General features: G+C 70.0%; 21 protein-coding genes. 10 read left to right on the top strand and 11 right to left on the bottom strand.

Features of this window, described 5'->3' with window-relative positions; all coding sequences use genetic code 11:
* Positions 1-8: 8 nt before the first annotated feature.
* The 3 genes from ACWGLC_RS00105 to ACWGLC_RS00095 form a co-directional block, all read right to left on the bottom strand.
* The gene (locus ACWGLC_RS00105) at positions 9-971 is read right to left on the bottom strand and encodes a pilus assembly protein TadG-related protein (RefSeq protein ID WP_452098007.1); all 963 of its coding nucleotides are present in this window, start codon (positions 969-971) and stop codon (positions 9-11) included.
* Positions 959-1,348 carry a TadE/TadG family type IV pilus assembly protein gene (locus ACWGLC_RS00100; RefSeq protein ID WP_452098006.1) on the bottom strand — a complete coding sequence of 130 codons (390 nt, stop codon included), beginning with the start codon at positions 1,346-1,348 and terminating at the stop codon, positions 959-961. The genes ACWGLC_RS00105 and ACWGLC_RS00100 overlap by 13 nt, the downstream gene beginning before the upstream one ends.
* Positions 1,349-1,442: 94 nt before the next feature.
* Positions 1,443-1,670: a Flp family type IVb pilin gene (locus ACWGLC_RS00095; RefSeq protein WP_452098005.1), complete on the bottom strand. Its 228-nt coding sequence runs from the start codon at positions 1,668-1,670 to the stop codon at positions 1,443-1,445.
* A 464-nt stretch (positions 1,671-2,134) separates the two neighbouring features.
* Here ACWGLC_RS00095 and ACWGLC_RS00090 point away from each other — a divergent pair, with 464 nt between their 5' ends.
* Positions 2,135-2,821 (top strand): superoxide dismutase family protein, encoded by a 687-nt coding sequence (locus tag ACWGLC_RS00090; protein WP_452098004.1) that lies wholly within the window; start codon positions 2,135-2,137, stop codon positions 2,819-2,821.
* Between the two features lie 77 nt (positions 2,822-2,898).
* On the opposite strand, the gene ACWGLC_RS00085 is transcribed toward ACWGLC_RS00090, so the two are convergent.
* Positions 2,899-3,474: a peroxidase-related enzyme gene (locus tag ACWGLC_RS00085; protein WP_452098003.1), complete on the bottom strand. Its 576-nt coding sequence runs from the start codon at positions 3,472-3,474 to the stop codon at positions 2,899-2,901.
* A 199-nt stretch (positions 3,475-3,673) separates the two neighbouring features.
* Here ACWGLC_RS00085 and ACWGLC_RS00080 point away from each other — a divergent pair, with 199 nt between their 5' ends.
* Complete coding sequence (locus ACWGLC_RS00080; RefSeq protein ID WP_452098002.1) at positions 3,674-3,898, top strand: hypothetical protein; 225 nt, start codon at positions 3,674-3,676, stop codon at positions 3,896-3,898.
* Positions 3,899-3,913: 15 nt separating this feature from the next.
* On the opposite strand, the gene ACWGLC_RS00075 is transcribed toward ACWGLC_RS00080, so the two are convergent.
* Both ACWGLC_RS00075 and ACWGLC_RS00070 read right to left on the bottom strand, forming a co-directional pair.
* The gene (locus ACWGLC_RS00075; RefSeq protein ID WP_452098001.1) at positions 3,914-4,321 is read right to left on the bottom strand and encodes a PPOX class F420-dependent oxidoreductase; all 408 of its coding nucleotides are present in this window, start codon (positions 4,319-4,321) and stop codon (positions 3,914-3,916) included.
* Between the two features lie 64 nt (positions 4,322-4,385).
* A complete protein-coding gene (locus ACWGLC_RS00070) occupies positions 4,386-4,622 on the bottom strand; it encodes a hypothetical protein (RefSeq protein ID WP_452098000.1) in 237 nt (78 codons plus the stop codon).
* A 134-nt stretch (positions 4,623-4,756) separates the two neighbouring features.
* Between ACWGLC_RS00070 and ACWGLC_RS00065 the strand changes: the two genes are divergently transcribed.
* Complete coding sequence (locus ACWGLC_RS00065; RefSeq protein ID WP_452097999.1) at positions 4,757-6,076, top strand: MFS transporter; 1,320 nt, start codon at positions 4,757-4,759, stop codon at positions 6,074-6,076.
* Positions 6,077-6,098: 22 nt separating this feature from the next.
* On the opposite strand, the gene ACWGLC_RS00060 is transcribed toward ACWGLC_RS00065, so the two are convergent.
* A complete protein-coding gene (locus ACWGLC_RS00060) occupies positions 6,099-6,758 on the bottom strand; it encodes a DUF1707 SHOCT-like domain-containing protein (RefSeq protein WP_452097998.1) in 660 nt (219 codons plus the stop codon).
* 108 nt (positions 6,759-6,866) lie between these two features.
* On the opposite strand from ACWGLC_RS00060, the gene ACWGLC_RS00055 reads away from it, so the two are divergent.
* From ACWGLC_RS00055 to ACWGLC_RS00045, 3 genes are all read left to right on the top strand, one after another.
* On the top strand, positions 6,867-7,376 hold the full coding sequence (locus tag ACWGLC_RS00055; RefSeq protein WP_452097997.1) for a carboxymuconolactone decarboxylase family protein: 510 nt from the start codon (positions 6,867-6,869) through the stop codon (positions 7,374-7,376).
* Entirely contained in the window at positions 7,286-8,257 is a 972-nt protein-coding gene (locus ACWGLC_RS00050; RefSeq protein WP_452097996.1) for a sigma-70 family RNA polymerase sigma factor, read from the top strand. The genes ACWGLC_RS00055 and ACWGLC_RS00050 overlap by 91 nt, the downstream gene beginning before the upstream one ends.
* Before the next feature lie 67 nt (positions 8,258-8,324).
* Entirely contained in the window at positions 8,325-9,197 is an 873-nt protein-coding gene (locus ACWGLC_RS00045) for an AraC family transcriptional regulator (RefSeq protein ID WP_452097995.1), read from the top strand.
* Between the two features lie 7 nt (positions 9,198-9,204).
* Here the strand turns inward: ACWGLC_RS00045 and ACWGLC_RS00040 are convergent, their stop codons facing one another.
* The 3 genes from ACWGLC_RS00040 to thiM form a co-directional block, all read right to left on the bottom strand.
* Positions 9,205-9,576 carry a VOC family protein gene (locus ACWGLC_RS00040; RefSeq protein ID WP_452097994.1) on the bottom strand — a complete coding sequence of 124 codons (372 nt, stop codon included), beginning with the start codon at positions 9,574-9,576 and terminating at the stop codon, positions 9,205-9,207.
* Positions 9,577-9,730: 154 nt separating this feature from the next.
* Positions 9,731-10,429: a thiamine phosphate synthase gene (gene thiE / locus ACWGLC_RS00035; protein WP_452097993.1), complete on the bottom strand. Its 699-nt coding sequence runs from the start codon at positions 10,427-10,429 to the stop codon at positions 9,731-9,733.
* Positions 10,426-11,286, bottom strand: coding sequence for a hydroxyethylthiazole kinase (gene thiM / locus ACWGLC_RS00030; protein WP_452097992.1), 861 nt, complete (start codon positions 11,284-11,286; stop codon positions 10,426-10,428). The genes thiE and thiM overlap by 4 nt, the downstream gene beginning before the upstream one ends.
* Before the next feature lie 69 nt (positions 11,287-11,355).
* Between thiM and ACWGLC_RS00025 the strand changes: the two genes are divergently transcribed.
* The 3 genes from ACWGLC_RS00025 (at position 11,356) to ACWGLC_RS00015 (ending at position 14,512) form a co-directional block, all read left to right on the top strand.
* The gene (locus ACWGLC_RS00025) at positions 11,356-12,366 is read left to right on the top strand and encodes an LLM class flavin-dependent oxidoreductase (RefSeq protein ID WP_452097991.1); all 1,011 of its coding nucleotides are present in this window, start codon (positions 11,356-11,358) and stop codon (positions 12,364-12,366) included.
* Between the two features lie 91 nt (positions 12,367-12,457).
* Positions 12,458-13,663: a fatty acid desaturase family protein gene (locus ACWGLC_RS00020; protein WP_452097990.1), complete on the top strand. Its 1,206-nt coding sequence runs from the start codon at positions 12,458-12,460 to the stop codon at positions 13,661-13,663.
* 24 nt (positions 13,664-13,687) lie between these two features.
* Positions 13,688-14,512, top strand: a complete 825-nt coding sequence (locus ACWGLC_RS00015) for an acyl-CoA thioesterase (RefSeq protein ID WP_452097989.1) — start codon at positions 13,688-13,690, stop codon at positions 14,510-14,512.
* A 114-nt stretch (positions 14,513-14,626) separates the two neighbouring features.
* On the opposite strand, the gene ACWGLC_RS00010 is transcribed toward ACWGLC_RS00015, so the two are convergent.
* Positions 14,627-16,186: a DEAD/DEAH box helicase gene (locus ACWGLC_RS00010; RefSeq protein WP_452097988.1), complete on the bottom strand. Its 1,560-nt coding sequence runs from the start codon at positions 16,184-16,186 to the stop codon at positions 14,627-14,629.
* 228 nt (positions 16,187-16,414) lie between these two features.
* On the opposite strand from ACWGLC_RS00010, the gene ACWGLC_RS00005 reads away from it, so the two are divergent.
* Complete coding sequence (locus ACWGLC_RS00005; RefSeq protein WP_452097987.1) at positions 16,415-17,971, top strand: adenylate/guanylate cyclase domain-containing protein; 1,557 nt, start codon at positions 16,415-16,417, stop codon at positions 17,969-17,971.
* Positions 17,972-18,027: the final 56 nt, after the last annotated feature.

Genomic DNA, 18,027 nt, shown 5'->3' with positions numbered 1-18,027 from the left:
ATTGCTCGCTAATCGGGTAGTAGGAACACGGCTGCCGCGCCCAGGTTGGGAGCGCCGGGGCCGTAGTCGAAGTTGGGGTCGGCATGGACCATCGTGGTGAAGTAGCCGCGGATGCAGCGCTCATTCCCGCGACACGGGGCGCTCCCGCTTCCGTCCCAGCTCTGTCCGGAGAAGTAGTACCCGGTGACGTGAAACGCCGCATAGCCGTAGACCCGGTACCAGGCGTTGGCACCATTTCCGCCGGAATTGAGCGGGTTGCTCGAGTCGAACAGTGGCAGCAGGATGGTCCGGTCCCTGATCGCCGAGATGTCGCACTGGTTCATGTTGTTGCCGGGTGAGCTGGTGGCCTTCTGTCCTACTTGCGTCTTGGTGTAGCAGCTCTTGTGCTCGGTGGGGGCCAACCATCCGAAGCCGCCCGGGACCCAGTGCGGAGGCGTGTTCTTGTTGCCTTTGTCCAGGCAGTTTCCGGCGGGGGTCGTGATGATTGTTTGTTCGATCCCGGTCGGGAATCCCTCGACTGCGAATCGGTTGAATTCGCAGAGCGTGAGAATGAGCGGCAATGCCGCGGTGCCACCGAGGGGAGCGCCCCAGCTCGCGCTGGCGCGGACGCTGATCTCAGATTCATCGACGCCCAGGACCGGCGCGAACCAGTGCTTCCGTACCGCGGAGTTCTGCACGGTGACGCGCCCGGTTGTCGCGGTGGGAACCGTCGGCAGCGTGGCAACGGCTGTGCCCGAGTTGCTGTTCGCCGTGGCAAGAGTTTGCGCCGTCACCCCGGGCGAGCCACAGGCTTTCCGGGCACAGTCCTGGGCGATCGCCAGTGCGGCGGCGTCCGCGCCGGTCTGGAGCTGCTGCTTCTCGGCGTGCATCGCTGCAACATCGAGGGAGATGGCGGCGAATCCGAGCAGGGGCACCATGAGGATCGCGATGATGACCGCGGCCGCGCCTCGATCGTCATTCAACCGAAGCATCGCATGGTCCCCTTACCGGTGAGGGTGAGGTCGTCGATGGGCAGGAAGCCCGAGACCGGCGAGAACGGATAACTGATGGTCACCGACGCCATGCCGGGGGCGGCTGCATTGGAGGAGCAGGTGGTGGGGGTGACGCTGATCATCGCGTCGGTGAGGGGGAGACCATGAGCGGAGGCCTTGGCCGTCGAGCGCGCGGCGGTGGCACTGTCTTGCAATGCCATCACGCGCACGCCGTCGCGCGCCGCATTGGATAGCGTCGTCTGCACGTGAAACGCCCTGCCGAATTCCATGATGCCCAGGACGAGCAACAACAAAACCGGCAGGAGAATCGCGAACTCGACGGCCGTGGCCCCGCGCTCACGTGAGGGCGTGAGCATTGCGGTGCCTGAGGGGTTCGAGGGGAAGGGAACTTGGGACGCGGGAATGTGGCCCCGGCCCGGCGACCGTTTGCCGGGCCGGGGCCCTTGTAAGTCAGCCGCGGGCTGCGGCACCTGCCGGATCTTCGATGTCGTCGGCGACCCCGTCGAAGAGGGTTGAGAGGTTGTCACCGAGCGCCCAGACGGCCGCAATGATTACAACTGCAATGAGGCCAACCATCAGGCCGTACTCAACAGCCGTGGCGCCGCGGTCCTTACGGTTGTCCAGGCGATCGGAGAAGAACGCCTGCACGGTGGCCATGGCGAAGTAAAGCTGGTTCATGATGAACCCTTTCTTGCGAGGGAATGAGCCGAGGCGGCTCGAGGGGAGGGGATGCGCCTCGCTCTTTCTGAGTTGGCGCTGAGAAGAGTATGCAGCGCCGGTCACGCAAGTGCAAGCCTTTGGAAAACTTTCTGTAACGAACATCACTCCGTGAGCGATGTGTACGCGTGTACAGACCCTGTGCAGGTGAGACAGCACGTGGCACAAGAGATTTCCTTCGGAGAGTGGGTCGCGCCGCGACCATTTAGTGGGACACGGGTCCGACTGGCAGTCGGGCGAACGTACGACTCGCCGGCAGTTTGAGGTAAGGCTTCCTTACTTTGTGGTAGCTCCACAATCGGCTTCGCAGGTGAGGTTCCGTCCACTCCGCTGGGTTCACGGTTGCACCGCTGCTGAGCGTCGGTACCGTGGCCGCCACCGGCGCCGCGGGGGCGCTGAAACACCGCCGACGAGGAGGCCCTTCGATGACTCCACGCACCACGACCGCAACCAGACGAGTTCGCCGTAGTTCTACGTTCGTCGCACTCTCCGCGGCCGCGCTTCTGGCAGCATCCTGCGGGACCGGAGAGGATTCGCCGGCCGCCCAGGGCGAGGTCACGCCGCAGAGCGACACCTCCACCGAGGTCACCGACTCCGACGAGGGTGAGCGGTTTGCCGTCGCTGACCTGGTCACTCCCGAGGGCGAGTCGCGCGGCACTGTCGAGTTCGCCGAGGTGGACGGCGGCACCATGGTCACCGCCAAGGCGATGGACCTGCCGCCCGGTTTCCACGGCCTGCACATCCATACCACCGGTGTGTGTGAACCCGACAGCGAGAACCCCAGTGACCCCGGCGAGCGCGGAGCGTTCCTGTCCGCAGGGGGTCACCTGAAGGGAGACGACGACGAGGCCGTCCACCCGAATCACGCCGGCGATCTGCCGCCCCTCTACGTGGCCGACGACGGAACCGGTGAGATCGTCACGTTCACCGACCGACTGGACCGCGACCAACTTCTCGACGACGACGGATCGGCCGTGATGATCCACGAGAAGTCGGACAACCTGGCCAACATCCCTGAGCGCTACGCGCCCGACGGGCCGGACGAAGATACGCACATGGCCGGCGACGGCGGCAGCCGCATCGCGTGCGGTGTCGTCACCGAGAACGGCTGACGCCGAACACATTCGGTAGTACATTCGCAGACGGACGGCGCGCGTGATTGCGCCGCGCGCCGGCCGTCAGCGTTTGATCATTTCTGCCGCGGGATGCGGCCCATGACATAGAACTCCGGGTTCGGACGCATCTCCGAGGCGTTGGCGAGCCGGTTGCTGAGGCCGAACAGGCCGGTGATGGCGGCGATGTCCCAGGCGTCCTCCGAGTCGAGTCCGTGCTCGTAGAGCGCGTCGTAGTCGGCATCGCACAACTCGTCCGAGCGCAGATTGACCTTGGTGGCGAAGTCGCAGATCGCGCGCTCACGCGGCGTCAGATCCGCCTTGTGGTAGCTCACGGCCAACTGGTCTGAGATGTACGGGTCCTTCTTGACGATCCGCAGGATGGCGCCGTGCGCGACCACGCAGAACTGGCAGTTGTTCTGCCCGGAGATGGTCACGACGATCATCTCCTTGTCCGCCTTGGACATGTTCGAGTCCTCACGCTCCATCAGGGCGTCGTGGTAGGCGAAAAACGCCCGCGACTCCGCCGGGCGGCGGCCGAACATCAGGAACACCTCTGGGATGAACCCGGCCTTCTCCTGCTCGGCGAGGATGCGCTCGCGCAGATCCTCGGGCAGGTCGTCGAGCTCGGCGAGGGGATAACGATCGGACATGCGGGGCTCCGGAGATCTCAGGGCGCCGGACTCGGCACCGACGTGGTGGCTCCCAGGCGAGTGAGCGCCCTCACAGGGTAGGGCTGCTCGTCGTCGTCCCGGATCGGGATCGCCCCACGTCCCCCCGACCGGTTGTGAGGGGCACAGGCCGCACCTACGTTGGCGCCAAGCGCCGAACCTACGAGCCGAGGAGGCGGACATGGCTAAGTGCGATACCTGCGGAAACGACTACGACAAGGCCTTCACCCTCACCCAGGGCGACAGATGCGGAACGTTCGACAGTTTCGAGTGCGCGGCCCACGCGATGGCGCCGACCTGCTCGCATTGCAGTTGCCGGATCCTGGGCCACGGTGTGGAGGTCGACGGCACCATCTACTGCTGCGCGCACTGCGCCGAGCACTCCGGAGTCGCCGACCGGGCCTGACACCGCCCTCGGAGGTCAGGAGCGGGCGAGATCGCCCCATACGTGCACGCGGTCGATCTCGACCCGGACGTCCACGCGCGGATCCTCCCGGTTGAAGTAGTTCTGACCGGTGTAGTGCTGCGCGAGCGAGTCGATCCCCTCCAGGTTCGGGTCGTCGATGATCTCCACCACCCGGCCCTGGATGCTCACGTGTGTGGTCCAGTTGCCGGCCTCCATGACCGACAGCGCCACCCGCGGGTCCCGCTGGATGTGCTGCAGCCGCACGCGGCTCTTATCCAGGTTGAGCAGAATCCGGTCTCCCACCAGCCGGTACCAGGTGGGCACGGTGACCGGCGAGCCGTCCCTGCGGACGGTGGCCATCACGGCCGGGTTGGGCTTGAGGAGCAGTTCTCGAACATCGTCGGCGAGGGGCGTGGCGGACATGGCGACTCCTATCGGGTTACCGGTGGCCAGCGTGACGCCGGCCCTGCCGTCTCCAGTGTGCCGCTCAGAAGCCGGGTGGGGCTTCCGGGCGGAAGGTGTCCGTCATGATCGAGCCCATCCGCTGGGCGCGCTCTTCCCAGACCCACGACGCCGCCTGCGCCGCGAGGTCCGGACGCGCCACCATTCCAATGAGCACGGCGATTCCGACCACGCGCTTCCACCGGCGGGGAATCAACCGCCGGAACATTCTCAACCCATCGACCCGGTCCACGCGGCGCAGCATCGCAGACGGGTCGGACATCGAACCGGCCCGCGGCGCGCGCCCGCATCGGTGAAGCCGATCGTCGCGCCTGGTGCCTGGACGAATCTGTCGGCGACTTCGGCTGGTCAGGACGGTCGACCGACCTGTCCGAGAGGCGGAGTAGCGTCACGACCATGACCACTCGCACGGAGCGGCTCGACGGCCTGCCGTTCACCCGCAAGCATCGGAAGCTGCTGCTCGGCTCGGGCCTCGGCTGGGCCCTGGACGCCATGGACGTCGGACTCATCTCCTTCGTCATGGCGGCGCTGGCCGTCCACTGGTCGCTCACGCCCACCGAGCTGTCGTGGATCGGCTCCATCGGGTTCGTCGGCATGGCCCTGGGCGCCGCGTTCGGCGGCCTGCTCGCCGACAGGATCGGCCGTCGCCAGGTCTTCGCCGCCACGCTGCTCGTCTACGGCATCGCCACCGGCGCCGCGGCACTGTCGACGGGGATCGCGATGCTCATCGTGCTGCGCTTCATAGTGGGGCTCGGTCTGGGCGCCGAACTGCCGGTCGCGTCCACGCTGGTCAGCGAGTTCGCGCCCCGCAAGATCCGCGGCCGCGTGGTGGTGATCCTCGAGGGCTTCTGGGCCGTCGGCTGGATCATGGCCGCCGTGATCGGCTACTTCGTGGTGCCGGCCAGCGACACCGGTTGGCGCTGGGCCCTGGCCATCGGCCTCGTCCCCGCCGCCTACGCGCTGGTCGTGCGGTTCGGGCTGCCCGAGTCGGTGCGCTACCTCGAGTCGAAGGGCCGTCACGCCGAGGCCGAGGACGTGGTCCGCGAGTTCGAGGAGGCAGCCGGTCTCGAGCCCGCCGCCGGGGCCGACCGGGAACGCGCATCGGGATCGGTCGCCGAGGAGCCGCTCGAGTCGATCTGGTCCCCGCGCCTGCGCCGTCGCACCGGAGCGCTGTGGATCGTGTGGTTCGGGATCAACTTCTCCTACTACGGCGCATTCATCTGGCTGCCCAGCCTGCTCGTGGCCCAGGGCTTCGACTTGGTCAAATCCTTCGGCTACACGCTCATCATCACGCTGGCCCAGCTGCCCGGCTACGCGGTCGCGGCCTGGCTCATCGAGGTGTGGGGTCGCCGCATCACGCTCGCGGTCTTCCTTGCCGGCTCCGCCGTGGCGGCCGGTCTGTTCGGACTCGCCGACACCCCGGCCACCATCATCGCCGCCGGCATGGCCCTGTCGTTCTTCAACCTCGGCGCGTGGGGCGCCCTGTACGCGATCGGCCCGGAGCTCTACCCCACCGCGACCCGCGGCTCCGGCACCGGCGCAGCCGCGGCGTTCGGGCGGATCGCCTCCATCATCGCGCCACTGCTCGTGCCGTTTCTGCTCGATGCGGGGGACACGGTGACGGTCTTCGGGGTGTTCGCGGCGGCCTTCGTCGTCGCCGCCGTGGCGGCCTTCACCCTCCCGGAGCGCAAGGGCGTCGCACTCGAGGACACCTGAGGCGCCCCGCCGCCCCGCGGTGTCAGTCGCGGCCCTCGCGCCCGTCGCCCAGCTCGCGGATCCGGTCGTTCGCCGCGCGTAGCCGGTCCTCGCGCGCCTTCTGGTCGGCCTTCTTGAGCTTCTCGTAGGTGGCTTCGTCGTCGTCGTTGTAGCGCAGGATCAGCCGCGGGATGCCGAGCGTCAGCGCCAGCGATGGCCACACGATCCACGCGAAGTTCCAGCCCACCACGAACTGCAGGATGAGGAACGCCACCAGCGTCACGCCCACCACGACGCCGTCCAGCGCCTCAATGGTCTTGCCGCGCTTGCGCAGCTCCGCCAGCTCCGCGTCGACGTCCCGGTGCGCCGGAACCTGACTGGAAGAAGCGCCCGACGACGACGCCCCCACTCCGCCCGCGCCCACCCCGTCGGCGGCGATGGCCGACTGGACGATCATGCCGTCGACCGAGGTCAGCGGCATTCCGCCCGGCAGATCGTGGAAGGACCCGCGGAGCTGGCTCAGGGTGCGGGCTGCGGCCACGTCGCCCGACCGGGCGTGGAACTCCGAGTCGTCCAGGCGGCCCGCCGCGTAGTGGTCACCGAGCGCCGTCAGCGCGTGCAGGCGCTCGGCGTCGGAGAGCAGAAGGTCGCGCGCGGGGACCGGCTCCGGGCCGGTGGGGTCGGGGCTGCTGGGCTCGGTCATGACTGGAGCTCCTCGGTCGGGGCGGTGGATTCCCAGCGTAGTCGCGCCCACAGCCCTCGCCCCGGTGCGCGACTGTCACGTTTCGGGGCGCCCGTGCGTCGAAGGGATATGAGTACACACGAGAGCAGCCCGCACGGCGGGATGAAGCGCAAGAAGATCAGCGCGGGCGCGATGGCGCCCATGGTGGCGATGGAGGCATACACGAGGGCCCGGGTCTCCCGGGCGGACAGTCACCTCATCAGGCTCCGCGTGTCGGCGGTCAACGGCTGCCGGTACTGCACGGCCATGCACCGCCGCGACGCCCGCAAGGACGGCTGGGACGACTCGCGGATCCTCGCGGCCGAACTCGCGAGCTCCCGCGCCGACGAACTGCCCGAGGACCAGCGGGTGGTGGCACGGTTCGCCGACGCCGTGACCCACATCGACGGCGAGGAATCCGTCCCGGACGTGCTCTGGGCCGAGGTCGTCCGGCACCGCGGGGAATCCGGGGCTGGACAGCTGCTCATGGAGATCGTCACCATCAACGCATGGAATCGGATCGCCGTGGCCACGAGGCTGGACCCGCGCTCGCTGAAGGGCGTCGAGGAACGCGACATCGATCCCGTGCGCCCGAGCTGACCGCGCTGCGCGACCGCGCGGAGCTCGACCGCGTGCGCGGCCGACTGCTCGGGATCGGCTATCGCATCACCGGCACCTGGGCGGACGCGGAGGAGGCCGCCGACGAGGCGTTGGCCCGGCTGGTCGCGCTGGGCACGGTGGAATCGGCAGGCGGCGAGGTCCCGGACAACCCCGAGGCCTGGCTGACCACCGTCACCACGCGACTGTGCCTGGACCGGCTGCGCCGTCGCCGGCGTGAGGCCTACACGGGTGCCTGGCTGCCCGAGCCCGTCGACACCGCGCTGCTGCCCGAGGACGCAGCCGAGCGCCGGGACGATCTGCGGATCGCCGTCTTGCTGGCCTACGAGCAGCTGGGGCCCACCGAGCGGGCGGCGTTCGTCCTGCGGGAGGCCTACGAGTTGCCCTACTCCGAGATCGCGGAGATCCTCGAGGCCGCCGTGCCGACGGTCCGTCAGTGGGTGAGCCGGGCCCGGCACCGCCTCGACACCGACCTGCGCCCGCCCGATCGGGCCTCGGAGGAACTCGTCGGCCAACTGGTCGAGGCGGTCATGGCCGGAGATCTCGACGCCACCGTCGCCGCCCTGACCGCCGACGTGCGGGTGGTCTCGGACAGTGACGGCAAGGTCAACGCCGCCCGCCGTGACATCGTGGGCGCCCGCAAGACCGCGTACTTCCTGGTCAAGGCCGCCGAGCTCGCCGACGGCATGATCGCGCCCATCGACATCAACGGGGAGATGGCGCTGGTCCTGGTCTCGCGTGGCGTCCTGCGGATCACCCAGATCGGGGCGAACGCCGACCGGGTGGCGAGGGTCTGGTTCCACTCCAACCCGGACAAGCTCACCCGGGTGAATCTGCCGGAGGGGTTCCGTCCGGCCGACTGAACCGGTCCGGAGAAGTCGGGCGCACCGGACAGGTCCCGAGCAGAGTCGATGACGAAGGGAGTCACACGTGATCGAGATCCTCAATCGCCTCGTCGACGAGATCGAGGAGAACCTGGCCGGCGAACTCGACGTGAAGGCGATCGCGACCGCGTCCGGGACCACCGACTATCACCTGCGCCGCATGTTCTCGTCCCTCGCGGGGATGCCCGTCTCCGAATACCTCCGCCGACGCCGGATGACCGTCGCCGCGGCGGACGTGATGGGCAACGAGGATCTGCTCACTATCGCGGTCCGCTACGGCTACGGCTCGACCGAGGCGTTCGGCCGGGCATTCCGCGCCGTCCACGACGTCAGCCACAGTGCGGTCCGCCGGGGCGGCGGCCCCCTTCGCAGTCAACCCGTACTCAGGTTCCGCCTGACCGTTGAAGGGAGCATCCCCATGGACGCCCGCGTCATCGACCACCACGCCCTCCGCCTGATCGGCCACGCCACCCGCGTGCCACTCATCCACGAGGGTGTGAACCCGCGCATCCGCGCACACGTCGAGTCGATCCCGCCTGCAGAACACGCCCGACTCAAAGAACTCGCCGACACCGAACCCGGCGGCATCTTGCAGGTCAGTGCCGACGTGGATCCCGACTACACAGAAGGAACCGAACTCACGTATCTGCACGGCGTCGCCGTCGTCGTCGACACCCCGATCCCCACCGACCTCGACTCCATCGACGTGCCCGAGGGCACCTGGGCGGTATTCCGCTCCTCAGGCGAGCACCCCGCCGCGCTGCAGCGGATGTGGGCGGCCACCGCCACGGAGTGGTTCCCGTCCAACCCGTGGCGACTGCGGCCCGGGCCGTCGATCCTCTCCGTGCTCGAGCATGCCGACGACTTCAGCACGGCCACGTGTGAACTGTGGTTGCCGGTCGAACGTGAACAGCGGTGAGCGGGCCCTACTCGGTGGGCGGATCGGGCCGCGTCACCGCCACCCACATCGCCATCTCGTTCCCGCCGGGCTCGCGGAAGTGGAACCGCCGGCCGCCGGGAAAATCGAAGGGACCGAAGGTGATCGTGCCTCCCGCGGCTTCGACCTGCTCGCGGGCCTCGTCCAAGTCGTTCACCCGGATCACCATGAGCGGCGCCGGGGACTGCTCGTCAGCATCCCCCTGCACGCCCACGTCGATTCCGCCGCCGACCAGGTTGCTGTACGACTGCCCGTACACGGTGGGCGTCCACCCGCACACCGTCTCCAGGAAATCGGAGGTGGCGGACATGGACGCGCTGGGGAACTCGACCAGGGTGATCTCGAGTGGCTTACGGCTCATGGCCTCGAAAATACGCTGGGCCGGGTCGGGACTCGCTCGAATCCGAAAGGAAACAAGGAAGGCCACGGCCACGTGACCTACGGCCGCCTGACGGGCAGGGCCCTGACCTGCGGTGCCCTGCTCGTCGCGTTCAGGGCACCGCAGGTCAGCGGGTTCAGCGGCCGGTCTCCCAGCGGGAGAGCAGATCCGCGGCGGCCGCGCGCGGGTCCGGGGCGGCCATGATGGCCGAGACCACGCACACCCCGTCCAGCGCGGTGGTCGCGAGATCGGCGACGTTGGTCGGCCCCACCCCGCCGATGCCCACCGACCGCACCGCGGCGTCGGCGGCCACCCGCGCGATCCGGTCCGCGCCCTGCACCCCCAGCGCAGGGGCGGTGTCGGTCTTGGTGGCGGTGGACCACACCGGGCTCACCCCGATCACGTCCGGGGCCACGGCCGGATCGGCGAGCGCCTCGACCAACTGCACGTCCGATTCGATCGACAGTCCCAGCATCAGTTCGCCCGGCAGCGCCGCCCGGGCCCGCGCCAACAGCTCGTCCCGCTGACCGATGTGCAGGTGCAGGCCCAGCTCGCGCGCGACCTCGAGCCGATCGTTGACGAACACCGGCACGCGGCGACCCACCTCGGACGCGGCGCGATCCGCCGCCGCGGCGATGGCGGCGGCGTGTGCGGCGAACTCGTCGTCGTCACACTCCTTATCTCGCACCTGGACCACGCCCACCCCGCCGCGCACCGCCTCGGCCACGATTCCCGGCACCGCGTCCCGCCCGCCGCCCAGATGCGGATCGGTGACCAGGTACAGGCGCCAGTCGGTCGCCTCGGCGATGCGGCGCCGCGCGGCCGGCGAGCTCACTCGGTATCGGCGATCGTCAGCACCGCGAGCTCGGCGATCTGCTCCGGCTCCAACGAGTACAACGCATCCAGCCACGCCATCGCGAACGAGCCCGGCCCCATCGCCACGGTGCCCGCGGCCGCCCCCGCGGCGCCGATGTGGGCGTGGGCGGCCACCACGGCGGAGTGATCGGAGATGTCCGTCGAGCGCGCGACCGCGAGATAGCCGGCCGTCAACGCACCCAGCGCGCAGCCGGTGCCGATGACCTTCTGCAGCAGCGGATGGCCAGAGTCGATCCAGGTCGCCCGGGTGGGCCCGTCGGTCTGGGTGATGACGAGGTCCCTGTCGCCCGAGATCGCGACCGTGCCACCCGTGCGGGCGGACAACTCCAGCGCCGGCAGCAGCGCGCTGGAGACGGTGGCGGTGGAATCCACGCCGCGGCCGCCCGCGCCCGCCCCGGCCAGCGCCACGATCTCCGAGGCGTTGGCCCGGATCGCCGCAGGGGAGTGGTCGAGCCAGCCGGTGGCCAGGTCCGTGCGCAGCGTCAGGCCACCCACCGCGACCGGGTCCAGCACCCACGGCGTGGAGTGCTCGCGCGCCGACGCGATGGCCGCGTTCATGCCCTCGATCTGCTCGCTCGTCGGGTTGCCGACGTTGACGAGCACGCCCGAGGCGATCGACGCGAAGTCGCCGGCCTCGGCCGGGTGGTCGACCATGGCCGGAGCCGCACCCGCCGCGAGCAGCACGTCGGCCGTGATCTCGCGGACCACCGAGTTGGTCAGGCAGTGCACCAGCGGACTCGACTCCCGCAGCAGCGTCACCAGACGGGCGACCGTGGCGGCGGGATCGGCGGGGCTCTGCTCGGTTGCATCAGGCATGCCCCCAGTGTGCCGTGCGGCACCACCGCTCCCCGGAATAGCCGGCCGAGGGGGCGGGTTGCACGGGGTATGCCCGCCTCTGACTTCCGCGCCCTGCCCCTGTCCGTCATCGACTTCGCGTCCGTCCGCCCCGGCCAGACCGTCGGGGAGGGGCTGCAGGACTCGGTCGCGCTGGCGCAGAAGGCGGAGGAGCTCGGCTACGAGCGGGTCTGGTACTCCGAGCACCACAACATGCCGTCCATCGCCTCCTCCGCTCCGGCGGTGCTCATGGCGCACATCGCCGCGCGGACCTCGACCATCCGGCTGGGCTCCGGCGGCGTGATGCTGCCCAACCACTCGCCGATCGTGATCGCCGAGCAGTTCGGCACCCTCGCCGAGCTCCATCCGGGTCGCATCGACCTGGGCCTGGGTCGCGCGCCCGGCACCGATCCGCAGACCCTGCGCGCGCTGCGCCGGGAGCCGTCCGCCGCCGAGACCTTCCCCGACGACGTGCGCGAACTGCAGGCCTTCCTCGGCGATTCGCCCAGCGACATGGCCCGCACGCGCGGGATCGTGGCCGTGCCCGGCCGCGGCACCAAGGTGCCCCTCTACATCCTCGGGTCCTCGCTGTTCGGCGCCCAGCTCGCCGCCGCGTACGGGCTGCCGTACGCCTTCGCCTCGCACTTCGCGCCGGACGCCCTGGAGCAGGCCTCCGCGGTCTACCGCGAGCGGTTCCAGCCCAGCGAGCAGCTGTCGGAGCCGTACATGATCGCCGCGGTCAATGTCGTGGCCGACGACGACGCCGCGCGGGCCGAGCAGGAGCTGCACTGGTACCGCCGCCAGCGGGTCAAGCTCATGGCCGGGCGGGGTCGCAACTTCACCGACGAGGAACTCGACATGGTCATGGAGTCGGCCGGCGGCCGCCAGATCCTCCACATGATCAGCTACACCGCGTGCGGCGACGGCGCGACGGTGCGCGATTACCTCACCGAGTTCGCGCGCCGCGCGGGCGCCGACGAGTTGATGATCGCCCCGATCGGCTCGTCGCCCGAGCGTGCCCACGGCTCGCTCGAGGTGTTGCGGCGGGCCTGGAGTGACTGAAGTGGTTCTCCCGCGTGAGGGTCGTCACGAATGGCCCCACCCGGGGTCCGTAGCAGTAGCCGTGGACTCCGGGGAGGCATAGGCTGAGGTCATGGCGATCTCCGAAGTAGGTGAGTACGCCCACCTCGATCAGGCACAGATCGAGGAGTTGGGACGGGAGCTCGACGCGATCCGCGCCGAGGTCCTGGAATCCCGCGGGGATCGCGACTACCGGTACGTCCACAGCATCATCCGGTTGCAGCGCGGGCTGGAGATCTCCTCGCGCGCGCTGCTGTACTTCGGGGCCCGGAATCGGACCGTGTGGGCGCTCGGCACCGGCGTGCTCGCGGTGGCCAAGATCCTCGAGAACATGGAACTCGGCCACAACATCATGCACGGCCAGTGGGATTGGATGAACGACCCCGAGATCCACTCGACCACCTGGGAATGGGACCTCGTCGGCAGCGCGGCCGACTGGAAGCACACCCACAACCACCTGCACCACAAGTTCACCAACATCATCGGGATGGACGACGACGTGGGATACGGCGTCCTCCGCGTCACCCGCGACGTGCCGTGGAAGCCGAGATACTCAGCAAACGTGCTGGTCAACACCCTTCTCATGGCGGGTTTCGAATGGGGCATCGGGCTCCAGGCGGTGAGTCTGAGCGCCGCGTTGCCGGGCTCGACCGAAGCCCCGGAGGAGCGGCGCCGCGCCCGCCGCTTCATCGTCAAGGCCGGCAAGCAGATCCTCAAGGACTACATCCTCTTCCCCGTTCTCGCCGGGCCGGGCGGCCGCCAGGCCCTCACCGCGGCGGTCACCGCCAACATCATCCGCAACATCTGGACCAACGCGGTGATCTTCTGCGGGCACTTCCCGGACGGTGCCGAGAAGTTCACCTTGACGGATGTAGAGACCGAGACCCGGGCGGAGTGGTACCTGCGTCAGATGCTCGGCAGCGCCAACCTCGACGGCGGCCCGGTCATGAACCTCATGTCGGGCAACCTGTCGTTCCAGATCGAGCACCACATGTTCCCCGACCTGCCGTCCAACCGGTACTCGGAGATCTCGCTCAAGGTCCGTGACCTGTGCGAGCGCTACGACCTGCCGTACGTGACCGGCCCGCTGTGGAAGCAGTACCTGCAGGCGTGGCGGACCATCGCGCGACTGTCCCTGCCGGACCGCTACCTGCGCCGCACCTCCGACGACGCCCCGGAGACCCGCAGCGAGAAGATGTTCGCGCTGGGCCCACCCATGCCGGGCCTGGCCACGGCGCTCACCGGTCTGCGTAAACGACGGGCCCGGGCGGCGCGCTGAGTCGGCACTGGCAGACTGGGCCGCATGTCGCTGACGAGCATGTTGGAGGCCGCCGCTGACGGCGGGACGATCGAGGTCGAGTCCGGCTGGACCCAGGGCCGGGCCATCTTCGGAGGTCTCACCGGAGCGCTGCTGCTGGCGGCGATGAAGGGCCGGATCGCCGAGCTGTCCGCCACCACCGGCAAGCCCGACACCGTGCCGCCGCTGCGGTCGATCACCGTGTCCTTCGTCGGCCCCGCCACGCCCGGACCGGTCGAGTTGGAGGCGGAGGTCCTGCGCGTCGGCTCGAACGTGACCCAGTGCCAGGCCACGCTGCGTCAGTCCGGTGAGGTGGTGGCCACCGCGCTGGCGGCGTTCGGCAAGCACCGCGAGTCGGCGCTGTCGGTCGCGCCGACGCACGGGGCACCGGCGCTGCCCGAGCCCTCGTCGATCGAGGCGTTCCCCTACATCGAGAAGCTCACGCCCGAGTTCTACCAGTTCGTCGAGCTACGCCAGGTCGGCGGCCAGATGCCGTTCAGCGGCTCGGACAGCCACGAGATCTCCGGCTGGACCGGACTGCGCGAGAAGCCGCAGCACCTCGCCGAGGAGCATCTGGTGCTACTGGCCGACGCCTGGCCGCCCGCGCCCCTGCAGATGCTCGACGGCTTCGCGCCCGGCAGCAGCCTCACCTGGACTCTCGAGCTGATCGCCGAGATCGGCCCGCAGTCCGTCCCCGGCACCACCGATTTCGCCTACCGCGCCACGACCGACTCGGCGCGCGACGGCTACGCGCACACGCACGCCATGCTGTGGCTGCCCGGCGGCGAGCTCGCCGCGATCAGCCGCCAGTCCATCACGATCTTCGGCTGACGGTCGGCCACCGCACAGATAGCCGCCGTATAAACGAAATTCGCCCCTCAGACTTCGACCGGCACCCGGGCATCCGGGAGTGGATCGAGATCTGAGGGGCGAATCGTTCTCTGCTCAGCCCGCCGCGCGGGTGGAGCGACGACGTCCGCTGCCTGAACCGCCGCCGGCGCCGCCCCGGCCCTGGCCCGAGGCCTGGCCGACGGACTGCTGCGCGCCCGAGCCCTGCCGGCTCGAGCCCTGCCGGCCCGAACCCTGACGGCCCGAGCCCTGGCCGCCGCCGTTCTGGGGGCGACGAGGACGACGACGAGGGCCACCCGTACCGCCCGACCCGTCTGAATTCTGCTCGCGGCCCTGGCCGCGCTCCCCGCCCTGCTGACGCTGGCGGTTCTGCTGCTGCCGGCTCTGGCCGCGGCCGCGACGTGCCTGGTTCCGGCGGGACGGCGGCTCGGCCGCGCTGTCGCCGCCACCGGCGCCACCCGGGACGTGCGGGGGCGGCTCGGGAGCGTCGGCGAGCGCGGCGCCGGCGTCGTCGCCCTCGGGCAGGACGATCTCCCCGGCGGTCACGCCGGCAGCGCGCAGCAGGCCGCGCACCTCGCCGACCTGGTCCTGGGTCGCCACGGTCACGACGGTGCCCACGGCGCCGGCGCGGGCGGTGCGGCCCGAGCGGTGGACGTACGCCTTGTGCTCGGCCGGCGGGTCGGAGTGCACGACCAGCCCCACGTCGTCGACGTGGATGCCGCGCGCGGCGATGTCGGTGGCCACGAGCACGGTCGCCTCACCGGAGGAGAAGGCGTCGAGGTTTCGCACGCGGGCGTTCTGCGAGAGGTTGCCGTGCAGGTCCACGCTCGCGACGCCGCGGCCGGTGAGCTGCTTGGCCAGCCGCCGGGCGCCGTGCTTGGTGCGGGTGAACATGACGGTCCGCTCGTGCGCGCCGGCCAGATCGGCCAGGGCGCGGACGCGGTCGTCGGAGGTCACGCGCAGCACGTAGTGGGAGGTCGGCCCGGGGGTGGCGGAGCCGTCGTCGACGGAATGGTCGACCGGGTCCACCAGGAACCGGTCGACGAGCTTGCTCACGCCCTCGTCGAGGGTTGCGGAGAACAGCAGCCGCTGGGCGCCCTTCGGGGTGGCCGACAGGATGCGGGTGACGCCCGGCAGGAAGCCGAGGTCGGCCATGTGGTCGGCCTCGTCGAGGACGGTGACCTCGGTCGAGCCCAGGCTGCAGTGCTTCTGCCCCATGAGATCCTCGAGACGGCCGGGGCAGGCCACGACGATGTCCACGCCACGGTTGAGCGCATCGACCTGACGGCCCTGCGAGACGCCGCCGAAGATCACGGTCGTGCGCATGCCCATCGCGGCGGCCAGCGGGGCGAGCGTCTCGTCGATCTGGCGGGCCAGCTCGCGGGTGGGCGCGAGGATCAGCCCGCGCGGGGCGCCCTTCTTGCGCTTGCCGCCGGAGGCGGCCAGGCGGGCCACCAGCGGGATGCAGAACGCGTAGGTCTTGCCGGAGCCTGTGCGGCCGCGGCCCAGCACGTCCCGCCCGGCGAGTGCGTCGGGGAGCGTGGCGTCCTGGATGGGCGTGGGGGTGACGATGCCGGCGCCGCCGAGGACGTCGAGCAGGGGGGAGGGAACGCCGAGATCGGCGAAAGAACGTGACAAGGAGAAAGCTCCGTACATAGATGGGGGCGTCTTGCCCGGCGCGCTCGCGGATGTCGCACCGCCTTATCGGCGGATGCGCCCGGTGCGCGACCACGGGAGGTCGACCAGCCGCTCGGTCCGAGGCAAGCGTGGTGCGGACCGACTGCCCACACCCTACTCGTCGCGGGGCCCCGCTTCCCACATGTGTGACGGAGAGCATCGCGAGACCGTCGCCTCGCGTGCCGCGCGGTGGCACGATGAGTCATCATGCGCCTCGACCTGTCCCTGCTGCGCCGCCCGGAGTTGGGTTCGGTGCTGCTCGGACGCGAACGCGAGTCCGCCCGTCTGCGCTCGCTCCGGGTGCGGATCCTGCTGGTCCTGACGCTGCTGGGCTCCAACCTGGTCGGCATCGCGGTCGCGGCGGTGCTCATCCTGTTCGTGCTACCCGGACCCCACCTGCTGTCCTCGCGGTTCCTGTGGCCCAACGCGGTGATCGTGCCCGTCTACGTGGGGCTGGCCACGATCCTCGGCCTGGTGTGGGTGCGCGCTGTGGTCTTCCGCCGGGTGCGCTGGTTCCTCGACGGCCGGGATCCCACCGACCGCGAGCGGGCCCGGACACTCCGCCTCCCCGGACGGGTGACGCTCATCCAGGGCTTCCTGTGGATCCTCGGCGCCGCGCTCATCACCACGGCCTTCGGCGTGATCGACCCGGCGGCGATCCCGGTGGTGGGCTTCACCATCGTCTTCTCCGGGATGGTCGTGTGCGGTGCGGCGTTCCTGTTCACCGACTTCGGCCTGCGCCCGGTCGCCGCGGTCGCGTTGTCCACGGGAACGGCGCCGCGCGCCCGCTTCCTCGGGGCCATGACGCGGGTCCGGGTGGCGTGGGCCCTGGGCAGCGGCGTGCCGATCGCAGGTCTGATCATCGTGGCGATCTACACACTGGCCGGTCGGGCACTCACGTTGGAACGCCTCGTCGTCGTCGTCATCGTCCTGTCCGCCACCTCCCTCCTGGCCGGATTCCTGCTGGTCTCCCTGTCGACGGGCTCGATGCTCGGCCCGCTGCGCAGCGTGCGCTGGGCGATGGAGGACGTCACCGCGGGGCGCCTGTCGCGGCGCGTCGTGGTGTACGACGGCACCGAGCTCGGCGAACTGCAGCGCGGCTTCAACCAGATGGCCGCCGGGCTGCAGGAGCGAGAGCGGCTGCGCGACCTGTTCGGCCGCCACGTGGGGCGGGAGGTGGCCGAGGCCGCCGAACTGCACGACCCCGAGCTGGGCGGGCGCGACTCGCGCGTCGGGGTGGTGTTCGTGGACCTCATCGGATCCACCGAGATGGCGACCCGGTCCGAGGCCGCCGCGGTGGTCGACGTGCTCAACCGGTTCTTCACCGTGGTGGTGGAGACCGTGGAGGAGTACGACGGCATCGTCGACAGCTTCCTCGGCGATGCCGCGCTCGTGGTGTTCGGCGCGCCCAGATCGATGGCGGACCCGGCCACGGCGACGGTGGCGTGCGCCCGCACGCTCGCCGAGCGGCTCCCCGAGCGGGTGCCGGGCTGCCGGGCCGGCATCGGTGCTTCCTACGGCGATGTGGTGGCCGGCTACGTGGGCTCCGACGACCGATTCGAGTACACCGTGATCGGCGACGCGGTCAACGAGGCCTCGCGACTGTGCGACCTGGCCAAGGACCGCGACGGGCTGGTCCTGGCCTCCGGCGCCGCCGTCTCCGCCTCCGATCCCGCCGAGGCGCGCCGATGGGAGTCCACGGGCTCCGAAGTGGTCCGGGGCCGCGACGAGCCGACCGAGCTCTGCGTTCCGCGAACCGCCTAGTTGTGATGTCCAGGGAGGTTGGTCAGTCGGGTGACCGGTGGCTGGCCTCCGAGGGC

Source organism: Dietzia sp. NPDC055877, assembly GCF_053615975.1.
Note: the sequence above shows the minus strand (reverse complement) of the source record. Positions and strands in the feature narration are given on the sequence as shown.

Coding starts and splice junctions, on each gene's coding strand:
- ACWGLC_RS00105 (WP_452098007.1), bottom strand. CDS start 971: ATGCTTCGGTTGAATGACGATCGAGGCGCGGCCGCGGTCATCATCGCG.
- ACWGLC_RS00100 (WP_452098006.1), bottom strand. CDS start 1,348: ATGCTCACGCCCTCACGTGAGCGCGGGGCCACGGCCGTCGAGTTCGCG.
- ACWGLC_RS00095 (WP_452098005.1), bottom strand. CDS start 1,670: ATGAACCAGCTTTACTTCGCCATGGCCACCGTGCAGGCGTTCTTCTCC.
- ACWGLC_RS00090 (WP_452098004.1), top strand. CDS start 2,135: ATGACTCCACGCACCACGACCGCAACCAGACGAGTTCGCCGTAGTTCT.
- ACWGLC_RS00085 (WP_452098003.1), bottom strand. CDS start 3,474: ATGTCCGATCGTTATCCCCTCGCCGAGCTCGACGACCTGCCCGAGGAT.
- ACWGLC_RS00080 (WP_452098002.1), top strand. CDS start 3,674: ATGGCTAAGTGCGATACCTGCGGAAACGACTACGACAAGGCCTTCACC.
- ACWGLC_RS00075 (WP_452098001.1), bottom strand. CDS start 4,321: ATGTCCGCCACGCCCCTCGCCGACGATGTTCGAGAACTGCTCCTCAAG.
- ACWGLC_RS00070 (WP_452098000.1), bottom strand. CDS start 4,622: ATGTCCGACCCGTCTGCGATGCTGCGCCGCGTGGACCGGGTCGATGGG.
- ACWGLC_RS00065 (WP_452097999.1), top strand. CDS start 4,757: ATGACCACTCGCACGGAGCGGCTCGACGGCCTGCCGTTCACCCGCAAG.
- ACWGLC_RS00060 (WP_452097998.1), bottom strand. CDS start 6,758: ATGACCGAGCCCAGCAGCCCCGACCCCACCGGCCCGGAGCCGGTCCCC.
- ACWGLC_RS00055 (WP_452097997.1), top strand. CDS start 6,867: ATGAGTACACACGAGAGCAGCCCGCACGGCGGGATGAAGCGCAAGAAG.
- ACWGLC_RS00050 (WP_452097996.1), top strand. CDS start 7,286: ATGGAATCGGATCGCCGTGGCCACGAGGCTGGACCCGCGCTCGCTGAA.
- ACWGLC_RS00040 (WP_452097994.1), bottom strand. CDS start 9,576: ATGAGCCGTAAGCCACTCGAGATCACCCTGGTCGAGTTCCCCAGCGCG.
- thiM (WP_452097992.1), bottom strand. CDS start 11,286: ATGCCTGATGCAACCGAGCAGAGCCCCGCCGATCCCGCCGCCACGGTC.
- ACWGLC_RS00025 (WP_452097991.1), top strand. CDS start 11,356: ATGCCCGCCTCTGACTTCCGCGCCCTGCCCCTGTCCGTCATCGACTTC.
- ACWGLC_RS00020 (WP_452097990.1), top strand. CDS start 12,458: ATGGCGATCTCCGAAGTAGGTGAGTACGCCCACCTCGATCAGGCACAG.
- ACWGLC_RS00015 (WP_452097989.1), top strand. CDS start 13,688: ATGTCGCTGACGAGCATGTTGGAGGCCGCCGCTGACGGCGGGACGATC.
- ACWGLC_RS00010 (WP_452097988.1), bottom strand. CDS start 16,186: ATGTACGGAGCTTTCTCCTTGTCACGTTCTTTCGCCGATCTCGGCGTT.
- ACWGLC_RS00005 (WP_452097987.1), top strand. CDS start 16,415: ATGCGCCTCGACCTGTCCCTGCTGCGCCGCCCGGAGTTGGGTTCGGTG.